This window comes from Pseudomonas sp. DY-1 (assembly GCF_003626975.1).
GTDB lineage: Bacteria > Pseudomonadota > Gammaproteobacteria > Pseudomonadales > Pseudomonadaceae > Metapseudomonas.
On the sequence record NZ_CP032616.1, the window covers coordinates 5,567,059 to 5,585,452 of the forward strand.

Genomic DNA, 18,394 nt, shown 5'->3' on the forward strand with positions numbered 1-18,394 from the left:
ATTGTCACGCCGGAGCCGCCTGGGAAGCAGCCAATTCGGCATCCTTGGCCAAGGCTCGCTTGTAGGCCGGACGTTCGATGAAGCGTGCGATGTAGTCCTTGATCGCCGGAACTTCCGGGATCAGGCCGAACTGGGTCGTCCAGTTCAACGCGCTGCCCCAGAGCACATCGGCGGCGGTGAACTGTTCACCCAGTAGCCAGGGGCCGTCCTTCAACTGGCCGAGCAAGGTCTTCATGACGCTGTCGAAATCGCCGTATGGCGAGCGCGATTCTGGAATCGGCTCGCGCTTCTGCACACGATCCACCACAGCCGGTTCGAAGCACGAGCCGTAGAACACCATCCAGCGCAGATAAGGCCCGCGCAATGGATCGCCCAGCGTTGGCGCCAGCTTGGCTTCTGGATATATATCGGCGAGATAGAGGTAGACCGAAACCTGCTCGGTGACTACCGCATCGCCATGGGTGATGGTGGGCACCTTGCCCATGGGGTTGATGGCGAGAAACTCGGGCTTGCGCTGTTCGCCTGTCTTCATATTCATCACATGGAGGTTGTACTCCACGCCCAGTTCTTCCAGCAGGGTCAGCGCACCCGTGGATCGGGTGTAGGGGCAGTGGTAGAGGGTTACCTGGCGGTTCTCGGTAGTCATTGTTCTGGTTCCGCGTGTTCCATGGATGAAGCGAGTCTAGACGGTGCCCCTAGAGCCTGCCGTCCCGGCGCAGACGGCGCAGTACCCAGTGGCGGTAAGCCAGTGACAGAAGTGGTTTGATGAGCGGCAGGCCGATCAGCCAGGCCAGCGGCGCCAGTCTGGGAACACGGGCGAGCAGGAGGATGTAGGCGTCCAGTTCGCGGTGAACTCGGCCGGCTTCATCCTGGACATGGAGTTCGGTGAGCGCGAGGTAGGGGTCGATACCAAGGGTGCGCAGTTCTGCGTCGCGGCCGGTGATGTCGATCCATTCCACACCTTCGGCGGCCCTTGGAAGGGATTCGTACCAGTGGCGATCGGCATTACAGCGAGGACAGGCGCCGTCGTAGAAGACCTTGAGCATGGTCAGGCTCCGGTGATGGGTGTCGCTGCGCTCAACCACATCCTACGACTAATAGGGCGCGTGAGTTTGCCCAAAAGAAAAAGCCCCGCATCAGCGGGGCCCTTTCATTCATCTATCGACTCAGACCAGCTCGGCCCACATGTCGTACTCGTCGGCGTCGACGATGCGTACGCGGACCTTGTCGCCCGGCTTCACGCTGGTGGATTCGATGAACACGCTGCCATCGATTTCCGGCGCGTCCGCCCAGGAACGGGCCACGGCGCCTTCGTCGTCCACCTCGTCGATCAGCACGTCCATTTCCCGGCCAATCTTCAGCTGCAGGCGAGCGGTGGAAATAGCCTGCTGGTGCGCCATGAAACGCTCCCAGCGGTCCTGCTTCACGTCGTCCGGTACCGGCTCCAGGCCGAGGTCGTTGGCCGGTGCGCCGTCCACGGGGGAGTACTGGAAGCAGCCGACGCGATCCAGCTGGGCTTCGGTCAGCCAGTCCAGAAGGTACTGGAAGTCTTCCTCGGTTTCGCCGGGGAAGCCGACGATGAAGGTGGAGCGGATGGTCAGGTCCGGGCAGATCTCGCGCCACTTCTTGATGCGGGCCAGGGTCTTGTCCTCGAAGGCCGGACGCTTCATCGACTTGAGCACTTTCGGGCTGGCGTGCTGGAAGGGGATGTCCAGGTAGGGCAGCAGTTTTCCCTCGGCCATCAGCGGGATCACGTCATCCACGTTGGGGTACGGATAGACGTAGTGCAGACGGACCCAGACCCCCATGGCGGACAGGGCTTCGCACAGCTCCAGCATGCGGGTCTTCACCGGCTGACCGTTCCAGAAGTCCAGTTTGTACTTGAGGTCGACGCCGTAGGCGCTGGTGTCCTGGGAGATCACCAGCAGTTCCTTCACGCCGGCCTTGACCAGGCGCTCGGCCTCGGAGAGCACATCGCCTACAGGGCGGCTGACCAGGCGGCCGCGCATGGAGGGGATGATGCAGAAGCTGCAGCTGTGGTTGCAGCCTTCGGAAATCTTCAGGTAGGCGTAGTGACGCGGGGTCAGCTTGATGCCCTGGGGCGGTACCAGGTCGACGAAGGGGTCGTGGTCGGCCTTTGGCGGAATCACCTCGTGCACGGCACTGACCACTTGCTCGTACTGCTGAGGACCGGTCACGGCCAGTACGCTCGGGTGCACGTCACGAATGGAGTCTTCGGAAACACCCATGCAACCGGTGACGATCACCTTGCCGTTCTCTGCGATGGCTTCACCGATGGCGTCCAGGGATTCGGCCTTGGCGCTGTCGATGAAACCGCAGGTGTTTACCACTACTACGTCGGCATCCTGGTAGGTCGGCACGATCTCGTAGCCTTCCATGCGCAGCTGGGTGAGGATGCGTTCGGAGTCGACAGTGGCCTTTGGGCAACCCAGGCTGACGAATCCGACTTTTGGAGTAGCGGTGGACATTGCGGCTAACCTCGATGGGCGCTCGGGAGGGCGCCTCTGATCAAAAAGTGCGCAATTCTAGCGGCAGGCGCGGACCATTTCCACCCTCATCTGTTGTCATTTCGCGGCTAGCCTTTAGGAAACTGGTGAGGGATGAGTGGGATGCTTCTCATTGCCGGGAAGGCTTCTCAAATGATGCGCGGCAACAGTCATCAACAGGAAGGTTCAGATGAGCGAGAGCATCACGCAACCTGCCGAGCAGCACGCCGGACATACGGCTTCCGGCCTCGGCATGCTGGTCGCCGCAGCGGGAGTGGTCTACGGCGATATCGGCACCAGCCCGCTGTACACCCTCAAGGAAGTGTTTTCCGAACAGTATGGAGTCCAGGTCAACCATGACGGGGTTCTGGGGGTACTTTCACTGATCTTCTGGTCGCTGATCTGGGTGGTCTCGATCAAGTACATGCTGTTCGTGCTGCGCGCCGATAACGACGGGGAAGGCGGCGCCATGGCGTTGACCGCCCTGGCCCAGCGTGCCGCCAGGTCATACCCCAGGCTGAAACTGGCGGTGTTGCTGCTCGGCCTGTTTGGCACGGCGCTGTTCTATGGCGACAGCATGATCACCCCGGCAATCTCGGTTCTCTCGGCTATCGAGGGCCTCGATCTGGCGTTCGATGGCATCAGCCACTGGGTGGTGCCGCTATCGTTGATCGTGCTGGTAGGGCTGTTTCTGATCCAGAAACACGGCACCGCGCGGATCGGGATTTTCTTCGGGCCGATCATGGTGCTCTGGTTCAGCGTGCTGGGTGCCCTCGGGCTCTACGGGATACTCCAGCAGCCCGAAGTGCTCAAGGCGATAAACCCATACTGGTGCGTACATTTCTTCATTACCCATCCGGCCGTCGGCGTGGCCATTCTCGGGGCGGTGGTGCTGGCCCTGACCGGGGCCGAGGCGCTCTACGCCGATATGGGTCACTTTGGCCGCAAACCTATCGCCCGCGCCTGGTTCTTCCTGGTGCTACCGGGGCTGGTGCTGAACTACTTCGGCCAGGGTGCGGCGATCCTTGGTGATGCCAACGCGGCGCGAAACCCTTTCTACTTATTGGCACCGGGCTGGGCGCTGCTGCCCATGGTGCTGCTGTCTACCCTGGCCACCGTGATCGCGTCCCAGGCGGTGATATCCGGAGCATTCTCCCTGACTCATCAGGCCATGCAGCTGGGGTACATACCACGCATGTTCGTGCAGCACACGTCGCAGCAGGAGCAGGGACAGATCTATATCGGCGCCGTGAACTGGGCGTTGATGGTGGGCGTTGTGCTGCTGGTGCTGGGCTTCGAGTCGTCTGGGGCGCTGGCCTCGGCGTACGGCGTGGCGGTGACGGGGACCATGCTGATCACCACCCTGTTGGTGTCCGTGGTGATGCTGCTGCTGTGGAAAACGCCCTGGTGGCTGGCGGTTCCGGTGCTGCTCGGCTTTCTCTTCGTCGATAGCCTGTTCTTCGCCGCCAACGTGCCGAAGATCCTCCAGGGTGGTGCCTTCCCGGTTGTTGCCGGTACTGCCTTGTTCATCCTGATGACCACCTGGAAGCGTGGCAAGCAGATCGTGGTCGAGCGCCTGGACGAAACCGCGTTGCCATTGCCGCTGTTCATCGCCAGCATCCGTTCGCAGCCGCCCCATCGGGTGCAGGGTACTGCCGTGTTCCTCACCGCGCGGACGGACGCCGTGCCCCACGCGCTGTTGCACAACCTGCTGCACAACCAGGTGCTGCATGGGCAGGTAGTGCTACTGACGGTTATCAGCGAGGACACGCCGCGGGTGGCGCCAGATCGGCGTTTCGAGGTGGACGCCTACGGCGATGGTTTCTTCCGGGTGATCCTGCACTTCGGTTTCATCGAAGAACCGGACGTGCCGGCGGCGCTGAAGCTCTGTCACCTCAATGAGCTGGATTTCAGCCCGATGAGCACCACCTACTTCCTCAGTCGCGAGACGGTGATTCCCACTAAGCGCATTGGCATGGCGCGTTGGCGGGAGGCGCTTTTCGCCTTCCTGCTGAAGAACGCCAACAGCAACCTGAAGTACTTCAACCTGCCGCTGAACCGGGTGATCGAGCTGGGGACGCAGGTGGAAATTTGAAACCTTGCAAGTAGGGTGCGTCATGCGCACCGGAACATCGCGCGATGCTTCCGGTGCGCGCGGCGCACCCTGCTGGGAGCCTGGTATCAGCTCTTGCCTGGCAACATACGCGCCAGGGTGTTGTCCCGGCTCACATAGTGGTGGAACAGCGCGGCCACGGCGTGTAGGCCGATCAGCCAGTAGCCGGCGGTGCCCGCCAACTCGTGGAGCTCCTTGATCTGGCCGGCCAGTTCCTTGTTCGGGCCAATCAGTGCCGGCAGTTCCAGGCCGAAGAAGGGGATGGGCTTGCCTGCGGCGCTGAGGATCAGCCAACCGGCCAGGGGGGCACCGATCATCAGGGCGTAGAGCGCCAGGTGCATCAGCTTGGAGAGGGCGTTCTGCCAGCTTGCCGGTGCGGGTTCGATGGCCGGGGTTGGGGAAGTCATTCGTCCGATCAGGCGCAGCCCGACCAGGAAGAGCACTGCCAGGCCGAGCATGAAGTGCCAGTGCTTGAGAAGTTCGCGGGCTTCGCTGCCTTTGGGAAAGTTGCCCTTCAGCTCGATGCAGGCATACACGGCGGCGATCAGTACCAGCATCAGCCAGTGCAGGGCGATGGACAGGCTCCCATAGCGGGCGGGTGTGTTCTTGAGACTCATCACGGTTCCTCTTTCTCGTTATGCGAAACAGCCGAAGAGAATAGTCGCCTTGCCTTAAGCGAATCTGAACCCAGATCAATCCCTGGCCAGGGAATCCTGCCGTTTCTCTACTGCTGCCAGCAGTTTCTCCGCCAATGCCGGATATTTCTCGTCGTAATGGTGGCCACCCGGAAGCTCCAGATTTTCCCTGACGGCGCCCGGTTGGGTGCATCCGCTTTCATTGGCTTCGTCCTTGCCGAACACGCACAGCACCTTGGCTGCAGGCAACCTGGCCAGTTCCGGAGCGGTGGCGGCTTCCTGGCCGGCTTTGCCGAGCCAGCCTTGTACTTCGATTTCGAAGCTGCCGCTGCGCGCCAGGGCCAGCAGCAGGATGGCGTCCACCTGGTCCTGGTCGGCCTTGGGCAGACGGTTGTAGAAGGCCGGTAGCACGTCGGCGCCAAACGAGTAGCCCGCCAACACGAAGCGCTTGGCGCCCCACTTTTCGCGGTATTGCTTCATCAGTCGGCTGAGATCGGCGGCGCCCTGTTCCGGGCTCTTGTGCTGCCAGAAGTAGCGCAGTGAATCGATGCCGACCACTGAGTGGCCACGCTTGGCCATTTCGTCCGCCACGGCGCGATCCAGGTCGCGCCAGCCGCCGTCACCGGAATAGAACAGGGTGACGGTTTCGACGGGTTTGGCCGCTGGCACTTCCACGACCGGCAACGGCTCGCCCTGGCCTTGCAGCAGGCTGGCGAGGCGCTGCTGGAGCAATTGCACGAGGCTGGTGTCGTAGTCGCTGATCAGGGTTTCGGCGTTGGCCTGGTTGCGTGCGAATGCGGCGCTAGGGTCGTCCGGGTTGTCGTTCCATGCAGCCAGCCAGTGGCCGTGGGGAGCCTGGTTGGGCAGGGCGGCGGGGCAGTCCGGGGTGTCCAGGCTGAAGTCGATGGACACGGCCTGGGCGTTGTCATCGCCCTGGCCGGCCAGCCAACGCCAGGCGAAGGAGGCCCCCGGGCCGATCCCTGCCACCAGATCAGGTTCGCCGCCGAGGGTGTTACGGGCCTGCTGCAGACGCTGCTGCTGCGCCGCGCAATTTTTCTCCGGCAAGTCCACTTGCAGCAGGCGGGCATTACCGCCGCGGGCCAGGGCCAGCAGGTCGGTGTCGGCCAGGCGCTGGTCGCCGCTGGCCAGCAACAGGACGCGGTGCTGTAGGGCGCCAGCCGGGCTGGCCAGGGTCATGGCACTGCCGTCCGGCGATTTCAGGTGATCCAGCCGGGCTTGGGGCGCTGGGCGGCTCCAGATCAACAGGGCGGTACCGACCAGGGCGAGAACCAGGATCAGCAGCAGGCGCCGCCAATTGCGCTTGAGCATGAGCACCTCAGCGTTTTACCAAACCTGTGAAACCGCCCGCGATCAGGGCTGCGGTATCGGCCAGTGCCACCAGCGGGTCGAGGCCAGCGGGCACCGCCATGTAGCGCGGTTCCCAGTCGGGCTGGAATTTTTCCTTGAAGCGACGCAGGCCCTGGAAGTTATAGAACTGCTCGCCACGGCGGAAAATGAGGGCGCCGAGGCGCTGGGTCAGAGGTGCACCGCGGCGCGGTTGCAGGCCGGCCAGCGGGACCATGCCCAGGCTGAATCGGGCATGGCCGCGCTCCTTGTAGTGCAACAACAGGCTGAGCATGAGGAACTCCATGGTCAGCTTGGGTGCGTGAGGGTGAACGCGCATCAGGTCGATGCTGGAGAGAATGTTGCCTTCGGTTTCCAGCAGGTTGGCGAAGGCCACCGGCTTGCCCTCGAACTGAATGGTGGCGATGCGGAAGTGGTTCAGGTAGTCCGGGTCGAAGCGACCGAGCGAGAAGCCTTTCTCTCGTGCCTGTTTGCCTTGCATCCAGGCTTCGGAAATGGACTGGAGCTGGTCGAGCGGCGCGGTTCCGACTTCGTAGATCTGCAGGCTGAGGCCGTCGCGCTGGCCACGGCTCAGGGTGTAGCGCAGGTCCTTCATGGCCTTGTTCTTGGCTTCCAGGTCGAAGCGGGGCAAGTCGACGCGCGCTTCCTCGCCCAGCTTCAGCGCCGACAGGCCAATGTCCATGTAGTAGGGCAGGTTTTCTGCGCGAACCTGGTAGAACACCGGCCTCGCATGATGGTGGTCGCACAGGTCGCGGAACTGCCAGATCAACTCGGCGCGCCGGTGCGCCGGGCCGATGGGGTCGAACAGGGCGACCAGGCTACGGCCACGGCGGGCGTACATGAGGAACGCGTCGCCTTGCGGATGGAACAGCAGGGCCTTGTCGCCGGTCAGCACCAGACCGCCGTCGGGCTGGTCGGAGGCACGGATCACGTCTGCGGCGCGCCGCAGTTCTTCGTCAGTGGGCTCGTGGATGGTCGGCGGCACTGGGCGCAACAGCCAGGCCAGGGCGATACCGGCCAGCAGCACGCCACTGGCCAGGGAGGCGCGAAGTGCGCGGGGCGCATCGCCATCCACTTCGAACTGCCACCAGAGTTCATGGCTGTAGGGCACGTCCTGGAAGGCGAAGAACATCACCCAGATCGCCGCCAGAAGTACGCAGGCACTGGCTGCCAGGTTGAGCGGCGAGAAGGGCATCTCCAGCAGGCGGCTGGGGCGGTAGAAGGCGGTACGGAAGATGGCCAGCAGCACGGCCGTCATGGTCAGCAGGCTGGCTTCTTCCCAGTCGAAGCCCTTGAGCAGTGACATCCCGGCACCCGTCAGCAGCAGCACCACGGTCAACGCCCAGGCCGCCGACAGGCGGTGCCTCAGGCCGTGGGCCAGCAACAGGCAGAGCACGCCGACAAGGCTGGCGACCAGGTGCGAGGCATCGATCAAGCGATGGGGAATGAGGAAGCTAAGGTGCTCCAGGCGGACGTCGGCTGCCGGGGTGACGCCGGAGAACAGCAGCACCACGCCGCTCAGAAACACCAGTAGCGAAAGTACCGGCGCTGCAAGGCCTGAAGCGGCGCGAAGGGCCTGGCGACTAGCGGGGAACAGGCGTTGGGCCTCATTGGCGAGCAACAACAGGCAAGCCAGCACCAGTGGCAGGCCGACATAGATCAAACGGTAGAGGAGCAGTGCGGCTGCCAGTGGTGCTGCGCCCAACTGGCCAGCGAAGGCTGCCAGCAGCACAGCCTCGAATACACCGACTCCGCCGGGTACATGGCTGAGCACGCCAGCGGCCAGGGCGAGCATGTACACCAGCAGGAATGCACCGAGGGGCGGCGCTTCCGGCAGCAGGACATAGAGCACGCAGGCTGCGGCACAGACGTCCACCACCGTGATCAGCAACTGCAGTGCCGATAGACGCAGACCCGGCAGGCGCACGCTGCGATTGCCCAGAGGCAGGTCGATACAGCCGGGCACTGGCGGCTCTGCTGCACGGTGTCGCGAAATCCAGAGGATGAGTCCGCCACTGGCCAGCAATACACCCATCGCAAGGATGATCACCAGGTTTTTCGGCAGGCCCAGGGCAAGGGAGGCGGCAGCCGGGGCGCTCAGTGCGGCAAGGGCGGCCAGGGGGGGGAGTGCAGAACCCAGGGCCAGGCTGGCGAACAGGGTGATGCGGGCGATGTCGCCTGCGCCGAGATCGTTGCGCCCGTAGAGGCGAAAGCGCACCGAGCCGCCGGTGAGCATGGACAAGCCAACGGCATTGCCGACCCCTGACGCACAGAAGCTGCCGAGTGCCATGCGCTGCAAGGGCAGGTGCACTCCGGCGAAGCGGCAGCCGGACCACTCGTAGCCGATGTAGGCGATGAAACTGACTGCGGTGGCACCCAGGGCCAACAGCAGGCTGGTGCCAGGGACGTCATGGATGGCACCACGCAATGCATCGGGGTCCAGTTCTCGCAGCAGGTGCCAGCACGCCAGCAGGCCGAGGACGAAGACCAGCAGGGTGAACGCGACGACGATCCACTGCCGATAAGCCGTGAGGCCATCCAGCCAGCGTAGCGGGGCGGGTTCTTCGTTGAGTGGGCCGTTGGCCGGGTTTTCCGCTGGCGGAGTGTTGGCGCGCATCAAGCACCTCTAGGCAATGTGCGCCACTGTGTGTGGGCGCCGACAGCAAGTTCCAAGTGTCTGGCAGAACTTTTTTCATGGCCGGCAGGGCCGCACGGAAACACGTGGGACAGCCGGGTGTAGCGCCAAGTCTAGGCGAGCGCGGGAGGGCGGCTGTAGCGGGGATTCGGGGAGGACAGGAGGCGAGCGGCAATTTGTCGCGGCCGGAGGCCCCGCCGGTCAATGCCAGACCGAGCGGGTCTCCCAATCGCGGAACTGATCGGCAGGGATCGGCTGGCTGATCTTGTAGCCCTGGGCGATATCGCAGCCGTACTGGCCGAGCTGGTTGAAGGTCAGCTGGTCTTCGACCCCTTCGGCGACGACCGTCAAATCCAGGTTATGCGCTAGCTCGATGATGGAGCGAACGATCTTCGCCGAACCGTCGTTGCTGGTCATGGCGGTCACGAAGGACTGGTCGATCTTCAGCGAATCCACCGGCAGTCTCTGCAGATAGGCAAGGGACGAGTAACCGGTGCCGAAGTCGTCAATGGTCAGGTGGGCGTCCAGTTCCTTGAGTGCGCTGAGGGTTTGCATCGAGGCAACCGGGTCTTCCATCAGTGCGCTTTCGGTCAGCTCGAACTCGATCCAGTGGGGCTTGGCGCCCCAGGTGGCGAAGGAGCCCTTGATGCGCTCCAGCAGGCGAGGGTCTCGCAGGTCGTGGGCGGAGAGATTGACCGATATCGGTCGTTCATCGCCCTCCTCATGCCAGGCATATCGTTGGCCCAGGGCGGTATCCAGCACCCAGAGGGTCAGCGGGGTGATCAGGCCGGTGTTCTCCGCAAGGCGGACGAATTCGTCCGGAGGCAGCATGCCGTGTTGCGGATGGCGCCAGCGCACCAGGGCCTCAGTGCCACAAACGCGATTGCTGGCGATATCCACTTTGGGTTGGTAGTAGAGCAGCAGTTCGTTGCGATCGATGGCGCGGCGCAGGTCGCCCATCAGCGTCAGGTGCTGGGCGCATTCCTGATCGAGTCCGCCCTGGAACACCGCGAAGCCCGCATTGGAGCGCTTGGCCTGTTCCATGGCACTGCCAGAGCGGCGGATCAGCGCTTCTGGCGCCGTGCCGTGGCCGGGGTAGAGAGCAATGCCGATGCTGGCGCGGGCTTCCAGATAGAGGCCGGAAAGCTCCACCGGGTCGTACAGCGCGGTGAGAATCTGCTTGGCCAATTGCGAGGCGTGCTCGGCACCGCTATTGGGCATTAGCACAGCGAATTCACACTCACCCATTCTTGCCACGGTTCGTTCCGGCCCCACCACCTGCTTCAGGCGGGACGCGATCTCGATCTGCAGGCGGTCGCCTTCGCGATAGCCGAGGGTCTCGTTGATCTCCTGGTTGCGCGCGATTTCCAGGTGCAGCAGGCCAAAGGGGCGGCGTTCCTGGCGGGCAGTGGCGATGGCGGTGTCCAGCAGCTCGTGCAGGCGTACCCTGTTGGGCAGGCCGGTCAGCGCGTCTTCATAGGCCATCCTGCGGATGGTCGCTTCGGCTTCCAGGGCGCGGGATCGGGTGCGCAGCGTGGCGATGCCGAAACCCAGATCGTTGGCCATGGCCAGGAGCAGTTCCACTTCCTTTTCATCGAAGGCATCGGCGCTGGCGGCCATGATCACCAGCATGCCGATGGGTTTTTCTTCCACGTGAAGGGGGAGTGCCAGTGCGCCGGAGAAACCAAGCTCCAGGGCTTCCTCATGCAGTGCCGCGGCGGAATCATTGAGCAGGTCACGCATTACCAACGGACTGCCGGCGAGCAGCGCCTGCTCCAGTTCGCCATGGAAGTTTCGGTCATGGCTGCCGGCGCCCCATCCCTGGCAGATGCCATTAGCGGCGTGGCATGCCATCACCTTATATGGATGCGCCGGATCGTCTTGGCGATAGTCGACCCAGGCCTGGCAATAACCGCATTCATCCACCAGGACCCGGCAGATATCTGCCAGCAGCGGGGTTTCGCTAGCAGCGTGGATCACCGCATGGTTGACCGCCACGCGAGTCGTCAGGGCGCGATTGAGGGCTTCCACCTGGAGTTCGGCCTGTCGGCGGTGGGCCTTGCTGCGCAGTGCCTGGAGGCCGAAGGCCAAGTCATCGGCGGCTTCGCTGAGCAGTTCCAGTTCGCGTTCGCCAAAGGCGTCGGGTTCTTTGGCACAGATGGCGAGGGCGCCAAAGATTTGGCCTTCCACCCGCAGGGGTAGAGACAGGACCGAGGCGATACCGTGGGTTACCGCGCTTTCCCGCCAAGGGCTGAGCCTGGGGTCGGTGAGGATATTGCGCGTAATAGTTGGGGTGCCGGTGCGGATGGCCGTACCCGTGGTGCCCTGTCCCCGCTCGCGGTCGGCCCAGGTGATGTTTAGCGAGTCGACATATTCTTTATCCAGTCCCACATGCGCCAGGGGAGTCACCGACTGCGCTTCGTCATGCTCGGCGCGACCGACCCAGGCCATGCGGTAGCCACCTTCTTCTACGACTACGCGGCAGATTTCCTTGAACAGGAAACACGGGTCTTCGGCGCGTAGAAGGGCGCGATTGCAGCCGCTCAGCGTACGCAGGGCGCGGTTGAGGTATTCGACTTCCTCGCTGGAGGCGCAGTAGGCGGCCATGGCCAACCTCCATCTGGTAGACGGGTGCGCTTGAAGTATAGAGGTCGGGACTTGTCCGGTCGGGTGACTGACGAACAGCCTGGACAGACGGAGGGACGGTGGAAACGAAAAAGGCCACTCCGAAGAGTGGCCTTTTCCTAATGTTGGTTGCGGGAGCTGGATTTGAACCAACGACCTTCGGGTTATGAGCCCGACGAGCTACCAGACTGCTCCATCCCGCGACGGCAATTCTACAGATCGGCGGGGGGCTGTCAAATGATTTCTGCTTTTTAAATCAAATACTTAATTCGAGCCCAAACGAAAAAGGCCACTCCGAAGAGTGGCCTTTTCCTAATGTTGGTTGCGGGAGCTGGATTTGAACCAACGACCTTCGGGTTATGAGCCCGACGAGCTACCAGACTGCTCCATCCCGCGGCGGCAATTCTACAGTTCTGCGAGGGGCTGTCAAACGATTTCTCAGAAAAAATCTTTTTCCCTCAAATATTTAGCAATCCGCGGAGAGGGCAAGGCTGGCTTACTACTACGCTAGAGCGGCCGGCGGGAGCGACGGCTGCTGTATCATCGCCGGTTACCCGAACCGCCCCTGCGCCACCTACCGCCATGCCGCAACGAAAAATCATCCACATTGACTGCGACTGCTTCTACGCCGCTATCGAAATGCGCGATGACCCTGCTTTGGCGGGTAAGCCCCTGGCCGTGGGTGGTTCCCCGGACAAGCGCGGGGTCGTGGCTACCTGCAACTACGACGCACGGGCCTACGGAATACGCTCGGCCATGCCGATGCGCACGGCCGTCAAGTTGTGCCCGGACCTGAACATCGTCCGTCCGCGGATGGATGTCTATAAATCCGTGTCGCGGCAAATCCACCAGATTTTTCGCGACTACACCGAGATCATCGAGCCGTTGTCGTTGGACGAGGCTTACCTGGATGTATCCGACAGCCCGCATTTCAATGGCAGCGCAACGCGCATTGCCCAGGAAATTCGCCGGCGAGTGGCGGCGGAGTTGCATATCACGGTGTCCGCTGGTGTTGCGCCCAACAAGTTCATCGCCAAGATCGCCAGTGACTGGCGCAAGCCGGATGGCCTGTTCGTGGTCACGCCGGACCAGGTGGACGAATTCGTCGCCGCGCTTCCGGTGGGCAAGCTGCATGGGGTCGGCAAGGTGACTGCAGAGAAGCTTGCGCGCCTGGGGGTACGCACCTGTGCGGACCTTCGCGACTGGAGCAAGCTGGCACTGGCACGAGAGTTCGGCAGCTTCGGCGAGCGCCTCTACAACCTGGCCCGTGGTCAGGACGACCGCATCGTGCAGGTGGACAGCCGCCGACAGTCCATCAGCGTGGAAAACACCTATGACCAGGATTTGCCGAATCTGGACGCCTGCCTTGAGCAACTACCGGCCCTGCTGGATGAACTACGCGGGCGAATGGCGCGGCTGGATGCCAGCTACAAACCGGATAAACCCTTCGTGAAGCTGAAGTTCCACGACTTCACCCAGACCACTCTGGAACAGGCCGGTGCCCGTCGTGACCTGGACAGCTATCGGCAACTGCTGAGCACGGCATTCGCCCGTGGCGACAAACCGGTGCGTCTGATTGGCGTGGGGGTGAGGTTGCAGGACCTGCGTGGCTCGCTCGAGCAACTATCCCTGTTCTGACGCACGCCCCGCCTTTTTGTAGGGGCGAACTCATTCGCCAAGCAGGTCGAAGGCCTGCCCTTCGACGCTGCGAGGGGCAGCGTTGCTGCCCTTGGCGAGTGAGTTTACCCCTACATTGAAAGGATGGCGCGGGAGGAGGAGATCAACCTTCCGCCGGCCAAAGCCGGATCGGCTTGCCTTCGGCGGGCCACAGGCGCAGTTGGTCGATGGGGGAAATGTCCCAGCGTTGCACCTTGCCCAGGGAGTCGAGGAAGCGCTGTTCCTGCTCCATCAGTGCTGGGGCGCACATCTTGCGGGTGCTGCCGGCGGCGCCGAAGGTGAGCTTGTCGCCTTCCAGGGTGTAGGACGCGAACCAGTGGTTGCAGCCGGCGTTGCCGTAGGCGCGGTTGTCGTCGCCCAGGGTGATGGTCAGGTGGCTACGGTCGATCAGCGGGCGTTCGCCGATCCACTCCACCTGATAGGTCGTGCCGGTTTCCAGTTGCGGACGGTCAGTGGCGCAGCCTGTGAGAGCGGCAGCCACGGCAGTCAGCAGCAGGGTTTTTGGGATCATTGGGCGTCCTCCTGACGACAGTTCGGGCAGTAATGCTTGCCAGCCTGGCTGCGCCAGCCCAGCTCCGCGATACGCGCTTCGGCGGCGGGGGCCTGGGCCTGCTTGCCGAGGCCGCCGTCGACGGCGAACTCGAAGTCCAGGTGCGCGCCGCAGGCGTCACAGTCAACTTGCCAGTTGTGAATCGAGAGCTCCTTGAAAACCGGGCCCTTGGCCACCGCCAGCCACTGGCCGGGCGGGTTGATCAGGTGGCGCACCTTGTCCACGGTCAGGCGCATGCTGAGGTCGCGGCTGCCTTTGAGGGTTACCAGCAGGGTGTCGCCAGTCTTGATCGAGCCGCCGGTACCCGTTACCTGGTAGAGGCCCGGGGAGAGGGCGCGGCATTCGTTCAAGGTGTGGGCGGGATTGAGCAGGTTGTAACGGAAATCGTGTTCGGCCATAGGTCCTCCGGAAGCGCCGCGCATGCTAACACGGCCTAGGCGTCCACCTGATTGCACGGCCGTCCGGCGGCCCAGGCGAGGATGTTATCCAGGGTGGTGCGGGCTATGGCGGATAAGGCTTCGTGGGTGAGGAAGGCCTGGTGGGCGGTGATGATCACGTTGGGAAAGGTGAGCAGTCGCGCCAGCACATCGTCCTGCAGGGGCAGGTCGGAACGGTCCTCGAAGAACAGGTTGGCTTCTTCTTCATAGACATCCAGGCCCAGGTAGCCGAGCTGGCCGGATTTCAGCGCATCGATCAGCGCTGGCGTATCCACCAGGGCACCGCGCCCGGTGTTGATCAACATGGCACCGGGTTTCATCTGTTCCAGGCTACTGGAGTTGATCAGATGCCGGGTGGCCTCATTGAGCGGGCAATGGAGGCTGATGACGTCGCTATCGGCCAGCAATTCCGGCAGCTCGACATAGACCGCGCCCATCGCTTCGACACTCGGATTGCGCTGCGGATCGAAGGCCAGCAGGCCGCAGCCGAAGCCGGCCATGATGCGAGCGAAGGTGGCGCCGATCTGGCCGGTGCCGACCACGCCGACGGTCTTGCCTACCAGATCGAAACCAGTCAGGCCGTGGAGGGTGAAGTCGCCTTCGCGGGTGCGGTTATAGGCACGATGCAGGCGTCGGTTGAGCGCCAGGATCAGCGCTACCGCGTGCTCGGCTACGGCATGGGGGGAGTAGGCCGGTACTCGCACCACGGTCAGGCCGAGGCGCTTGGCGGCCGCCAGGTCGACATGGTTGTAGCCGGCCGAACGCAGGGCGATGAGTCGTGTACCGCCGCTGGCCAGGCGCTCCAGTACGGGGGCGCACAGGTCGTCATTGATGAATGCGCAGACCACATCGAAACCATTGGCCAGGGCCGTGGTGTCGAGGGTCAGCCGCGTCTGCTGGAAGTGCAGCTCGAAGTTTGGGCCGGCCCCGAGGAAGCTCTCGCGATCATAGGCCTGACTGCTGAACAGAATGGTGCGCATGGATTCTCCTTGGTTGCCCAGCAGCATAGCTGGCGTCTGGCCACTGCACGTTGTTCCGGGTCAGGCCTCCATTCGCGCCACTTCGGCGAGGCGAGCGATGGCCGCATCCAGTTCAGCCAGTGCCTGCGGGGCGCCGGGATCGTTCTGTTTGAGCAGGGTTTCGCTGCGCTGGCAGGCTGCGCGCAGTTGTGGAACGCCGCAGTAGCGAGTGGCGCCGTGCAGGCGGTGAACGCGTTCCAGCAGGGTGGTGCGGTCGCCACTGCGGGCGGCGAGCTGGATGGCTTCGCGGTCTGCGTCGAGAGAGGCCAGCAACATCGAAAGCATGTCCGCGGCAAGGTCCGCCTTGCCCGCGGCCAGGCGCAACCCTTCCTCCGGGTCGAGCACTTCCAGGCCATCATCCAGCCGGCCTTCACGCCCCTGGCGTTGCACGGGCTGGCTACCGAGGCTGAGGCCGGTCCATTTGAGGACGACCTGGGCCAGCTGGCGTTCGCCAATGGGCTTGGTCAGGTAGTCGTCCATTCCGCCCTGGAGCAGGGCGCGCTTTTCGTTCGCCAGAGCGTGGGCGGTGAGGGCGACGATGGGCACCGGATCGATGCGCTGGTCGCTTTCCCAGCGGCGGATCGCCTCGGTGGCCTGGGTGCCATCCATGCCGGGCATCTGCACATCCATCAGGATCAGGTCGAAGCGCTCGCGTTGCACGGCTTCTATGGCGTCGAAGCCGCTGTCGACGGCTCGCACTTCGGCGCCCATGTCCGTCAGCAGGGTCTGCACCAGAAGTAGGTTGGCCGGGTTGTCGTCGACGCAGAGCAGACGTGGCGCACGGCTGTTGTTCGGTTGCTGCGGCTCGACGCGCATTTGGCGGGGGCTGACCAGGCCGCTCAGGGCCTGCTGCAGCTTGATTGTGCAGGTGGGCTTGGCCTGCAATTGGCTATGTGCTTCGGGCAGGGCGCGATGGTAGAGCGCCTGTTCGGTCGTGGGGCAGAGCACCAGGCTCTTGCAGCCGAGCTGTTCGAGATCCCAGACCCTTTGGCTGAGCTGCTCTGGTGAAAGTGCCTGGACGTCGGCGCCGATCACGGCGAGGCCGATTGGGCGCTTGCTCAGGCGGCGTGCGGCGACGTCGTCCACCAGAGCGCTGATGCTCGGGTAGTCCAACACTTCCAGGCCGCAGTCTTCCAGTTGGTGATGCAGCGACTGCCGTGTCAGTTCCTGTGGCTCCAGCACGGCTATGCGACGGCCTTCCAGTTGGGGTTGTACACCGCTCTCCATCTCGTCCAGCGACTTGGGCAGGCTGAGCGTGATCCAGAACTCCGAGCCGACCCCCGGTGTGCTGCTGACGCCAATCTCACCGCCCATCTGTTCGATAAGGCGCTTGGATATCACCAGGCCGAGACCGGTGCCACCGGCCTGGCGGGAGAGGGAGTTGTCGGCCTGGGTGAAGGCCTGGAACAAGGCGCGCAAGTCTGCGTCGGTCAGGCCGATGCCGGTGTCCTGAACGCTGATGCGCAACTGCGCCAGCTCGTCGTCGCTGTCGTCTTCGAGCATGGCGCGCACGGCGATGCTGCCTTCGCGGGTGAACTTGATGGCATTGCTCACCAGGTTGGTCAGGACCTGCTTGAGACGCATCGGATCGCCCATCAGGTGCAGGGGGGTGTCGCGATAGACCAGGCTGACCAGCTCCAGGTGTTTCTCGTGGGCAGCCGGGGCAAGGATGGTGAGGGTGTCCTGGACCAGGTCGCGGAGATTGAAGGGGATGCTCTCCAGGACCAGTTTGCCAGCCTCGATCTTCGAGAAGTCGAGCACCTCGTTGATGATTCCCAGCAGGCTGTCGGCGGATTTTTCGATGGTGGCGAGGTAGTCCTGCTGGCGTGAGGTGAGGTCGCTTTTCTTCAGCAGGTTGGTGAAACCGAGAATGCCGTTGAGCGGGGTGCGGATCTCGTGGCTCATGTTGGCGAGGAACTCTGACTTGATGCGGCTTGCCTCCAGGGCTTCCTTGCGCGCCAGGTCCAGCTCGATGTTCTGGATCTCGATGGTCTCGAGGTTCTGGCGGACGTCCTCGGTGGCCTGGTCGATGTTGTGCTGCAGTTCTTCCTGGGCGGTCTGCAGGGCCTCAGCCATGCGATTGATGCCTGACGCCAGTTCGTCCAGTTCATGGCTACCCAGCGGGGGCAGGCGGGTTTCCAGGCGACCCTCCTTGAGCAGCGCGACACCCTGCTTGATGCGGCGTAAGGGGTCGTTGATCGCGCGGCTCATGCGCAGGGCCAGCAAAGCGGTGACACCCAGGCCCGTGGAGATCAGCAACAGACTGGCGAGCAGGCTGCGATAGCCGCGCAGCAAGGTGCCCTGGTGGGACATTTCCAGTTCAACCCAACCCAGCAGGTTGTCGTTGGGTAGTGGTGTCTTGTCGCCGGAAAGCACCCGATGGCGCTCGAACACTGGCTGCAGGAAGCGAGTGGCCTCCGTGTTGCTCGTCAGCGAGAGATTGTTGCCTTCGCCATCAGGGCTTTCATTGAGCATGCGGGGCCCGGCATGGGCGAGGCGCTTGTGATCAGCACCGATGAAACTCACTGCGCGCACATCGGCCTGGTCCAGCGCGTGGTCGGCGATGCGCTCCAGCAACACAGCGTCCCCGCGAATCAATGCGGGAGCAGCGAGAGGCGCCAGGTGCTCGGCGATCATCTGGCCGCGTTGCAGCAGCTGGGCCTGCATGTCGGCCTGCTGCACCCAGGTGAAATAGCCGCCCAATACCAGTGCCAGCAGGCTGGTGGGCAGCAACGTCAGCATGAGCACGCGGCCCTTGATACCCAGATCCTTGTACACGCCCATCCTCTCCCCATGCGCTTTCCGCGCAGTGTAGCGACTCATTGGGTGGG

Annotated in this window: 13 protein-coding genes and 2 tRNA genes; 2 read left to right on the top strand and 13 right to left on the bottom strand. The window is 63.3% G+C overall.

What is annotated here, in order from left to right:
• Window positions 1-4: 4 nt before the first annotated feature.
• The 3 genes from D6Z43_RS26225 to rimO form a co-directional block, all read right to left on the bottom strand.
• A complete protein-coding gene (locus tag D6Z43_RS26225) occupies window positions 5-646 on the bottom strand; it encodes a glutathione S-transferase family protein (RefSeq protein ID WP_120654902.1) in 642 nt (213 codons plus the stop codon).
• A 49-nt stretch (window positions 647-695) separates the two neighbouring features.
• On the bottom strand, window positions 696-1,046 hold the full coding sequence (locus tag D6Z43_RS26230; RefSeq protein ID WP_120654903.1) for a thiol-disulfide oxidoreductase DCC family protein: 351 nt from the start codon (window positions 1,044-1,046) through the stop codon (window positions 696-698).
• Window positions 1,047-1,166: 120 nt separating this feature from the next.
• Window positions 1,167-2,489: a 30S ribosomal protein S12 methylthiotransferase RimO gene (rimO, locus tag D6Z43_RS26235; protein ID WP_120654904.1), complete on the bottom strand. Its 1,323-nt coding sequence runs from the start codon at window positions 2,487-2,489 to the stop codon at window positions 1,167-1,169.
• 208 nt (window positions 2,490-2,697) lie between these two features.
• Between rimO and D6Z43_RS26240 the strand changes: the two genes are divergently transcribed.
• Window positions 2,698-4,602: a potassium transporter Kup gene (locus D6Z43_RS26240; RefSeq protein WP_120654905.1), complete on the top strand. Its 1,905-nt coding sequence runs from the start codon at window positions 2,698-2,700 to the stop codon at window positions 4,600-4,602.
• A gap of 86 nt (window positions 4,603-4,688) precedes the next feature.
• Here D6Z43_RS26240 and D6Z43_RS26245 read toward each other — a convergent pair whose 3' ends face one another.
• From D6Z43_RS26245 to D6Z43_RS26270, 6 genes are all read right to left on the bottom strand, one after another.
• A complete protein-coding gene (locus tag D6Z43_RS26245) occupies window positions 4,689-5,237 on the bottom strand; it encodes a cytochrome b (RefSeq protein WP_120654906.1) in 549 nt (182 codons plus the stop codon).
• Window positions 5,238-5,312: 75 nt separating this feature from the next.
• Window positions 5,313-6,584 (bottom strand): virulence factor family protein, encoded by a 1,272-nt coding sequence (locus D6Z43_RS26250; protein WP_120654907.1) that lies wholly within the window; start codon window positions 6,582-6,584, stop codon window positions 5,313-5,315.
• A gap of 7 nt (window positions 6,585-6,591) precedes the next feature.
• Entirely contained in the window at window positions 6,592-9,237 is a 2,646-nt protein-coding gene (mprF, locus tag D6Z43_RS26255; RefSeq protein WP_120654908.1) for a bifunctional lysylphosphatidylglycerol flippase/synthetase MprF, read from the bottom strand.
• Between the two features lie 219 nt (window positions 9,238-9,456).
• On the bottom strand, window positions 9,457-11,862 hold the full coding sequence (locus D6Z43_RS26260; protein ID WP_120654909.1) for a GGDEF domain-containing protein: 2,406 nt from the start codon (window positions 11,860-11,862) through the stop codon (window positions 9,457-9,459).
• Between the two features lie 144 nt (window positions 11,863-12,006).
• Window positions 12,007-12,083: transfer RNA gene (locus D6Z43_RS26265), tRNA-Met, on the bottom strand.
• A 116-nt stretch (window positions 12,084-12,199) separates the two neighbouring features.
• Window positions 12,200-12,276 (bottom strand) — tRNA-Met (locus D6Z43_RS26270).
• Window positions 12,277-12,462: 186 nt separating this feature from the next.
• On the opposite strand from D6Z43_RS26270, the gene dinB reads away from it, so the two are divergent.
• Window positions 12,463-13,518, top strand: a complete 1,056-nt coding sequence (dinB, locus tag D6Z43_RS26275) for a DNA polymerase IV (RefSeq protein WP_120654910.1) — start codon at window positions 12,463-12,465, stop codon at window positions 13,516-13,518.
• Between the two features lie 142 nt (window positions 13,519-13,660).
• Here dinB and D6Z43_RS26280 read toward each other — a convergent pair whose 3' ends face one another.
• Genes D6Z43_RS26280 through D6Z43_RS26295 form a run of 4 tightly spaced genes read right to left on the bottom strand, consistent with a single transcriptional unit; the run spans window position 13,661 to window position 18,341 of the window.
• Window positions 13,661-14,068 carry an META domain-containing protein gene (locus D6Z43_RS26280; RefSeq protein WP_120654911.1) on the bottom strand — a complete coding sequence of 136 codons (408 nt, stop codon included), beginning with the start codon at window positions 14,066-14,068 and terminating at the stop codon, window positions 13,661-13,663.
• Window positions 14,065-14,505, bottom strand: coding sequence for a hypothetical protein (locus D6Z43_RS26285; protein ID WP_120654912.1), 441 nt, complete (start codon window positions 14,503-14,505; stop codon window positions 14,065-14,067). The genes D6Z43_RS26280 and D6Z43_RS26285 overlap by 4 nt, the downstream gene beginning before the upstream one ends.
• 35 nt (window positions 14,506-14,540) lie before the next feature.
• Window positions 14,541-15,524 (bottom strand): 2-hydroxyacid dehydrogenase, encoded by a 984-nt coding sequence (locus D6Z43_RS26290; protein ID WP_120655369.1) that lies wholly within the window; start codon window positions 15,522-15,524, stop codon window positions 14,541-14,543.
• Window positions 15,525-15,584: 60 nt separating this feature from the next.
• Window positions 15,585-18,341, bottom strand: coding sequence for an ATP-binding protein (locus D6Z43_RS26295; protein WP_120655370.1), 2,757 nt, complete (start codon window positions 18,339-18,341; stop codon window positions 15,585-15,587).
• Between the last annotated feature and the right edge of the window lie 53 nt (window positions 18,342-18,394).

Excerpts from the sequence above, each read along its gene's own strand:
- D6Z43_RS26225 (WP_120654902.1), bottom strand. The coding sequence starts at position 646 with ATGACTACCGAGAACCGCCAGGTAACCCTCTACCACTGCCCCTACACC.
- D6Z43_RS26230 (WP_120654903.1), bottom strand. The coding sequence starts at position 1,046 with ATGCTCAAGGTCTTCTACGACGGCGCCTGTCCTCGCTGTAATGCCGAT.
- rimO (WP_120654904.1), bottom strand. The coding sequence starts at position 2,489 with ATGTCCACCGCTACTCCAAAAGTCGGATTCGTCAGCCTGGGTTGCCCA.
- D6Z43_RS26240 (WP_120654905.1), top strand. The coding sequence starts at position 2,698 with ATGAGCGAGAGCATCACGCAACCTGCCGAGCAGCACGCCGGACATACG.
- D6Z43_RS26245 (WP_120654906.1), bottom strand. The coding sequence starts at position 5,237 with ATGAGTCTCAAGAACACACCCGCCCGCTATGGGAGCCTGTCCATCGCC.
- D6Z43_RS26250 (WP_120654907.1), bottom strand. The coding sequence starts at position 6,584 with ATGCTCAAGCGCAATTGGCGGCGCCTGCTGCTGATCCTGGTTCTCGCC.
- mprF (WP_120654908.1), bottom strand. The coding sequence starts at position 9,237 with ATGCGCGCCAACACTCCGCCAGCGGAAAACCCGGCCAACGGCCCACTC.
- D6Z43_RS26260 (WP_120654909.1), bottom strand. The coding sequence starts at position 11,862 with ATGGCCGCCTACTGCGCCTCCAGCGAGGAAGTCGAATACCTCAACCGC.
- dinB (WP_120654910.1), top strand. The coding sequence starts at position 12,463 with ATGCCGCAACGAAAAATCATCCACATTGACTGCGACTGCTTCTACGCC.
- D6Z43_RS26280 (WP_120654911.1), bottom strand. The coding sequence starts at position 14,068 with ATGATCCCAAAAACCCTGCTGCTGACTGCCGTGGCTGCCGCTCTCACA.
- D6Z43_RS26285 (WP_120654912.1), bottom strand. The coding sequence starts at position 14,505 with ATGGCCGAACACGATTTCCGTTACAACCTGCTCAATCCCGCCCACACC.
- D6Z43_RS26290 (WP_120655369.1), bottom strand. The coding sequence starts at position 15,524 with ATGCGCACCATTCTGTTCAGCAGTCAGGCCTATGATCGCGAGAGCTTC.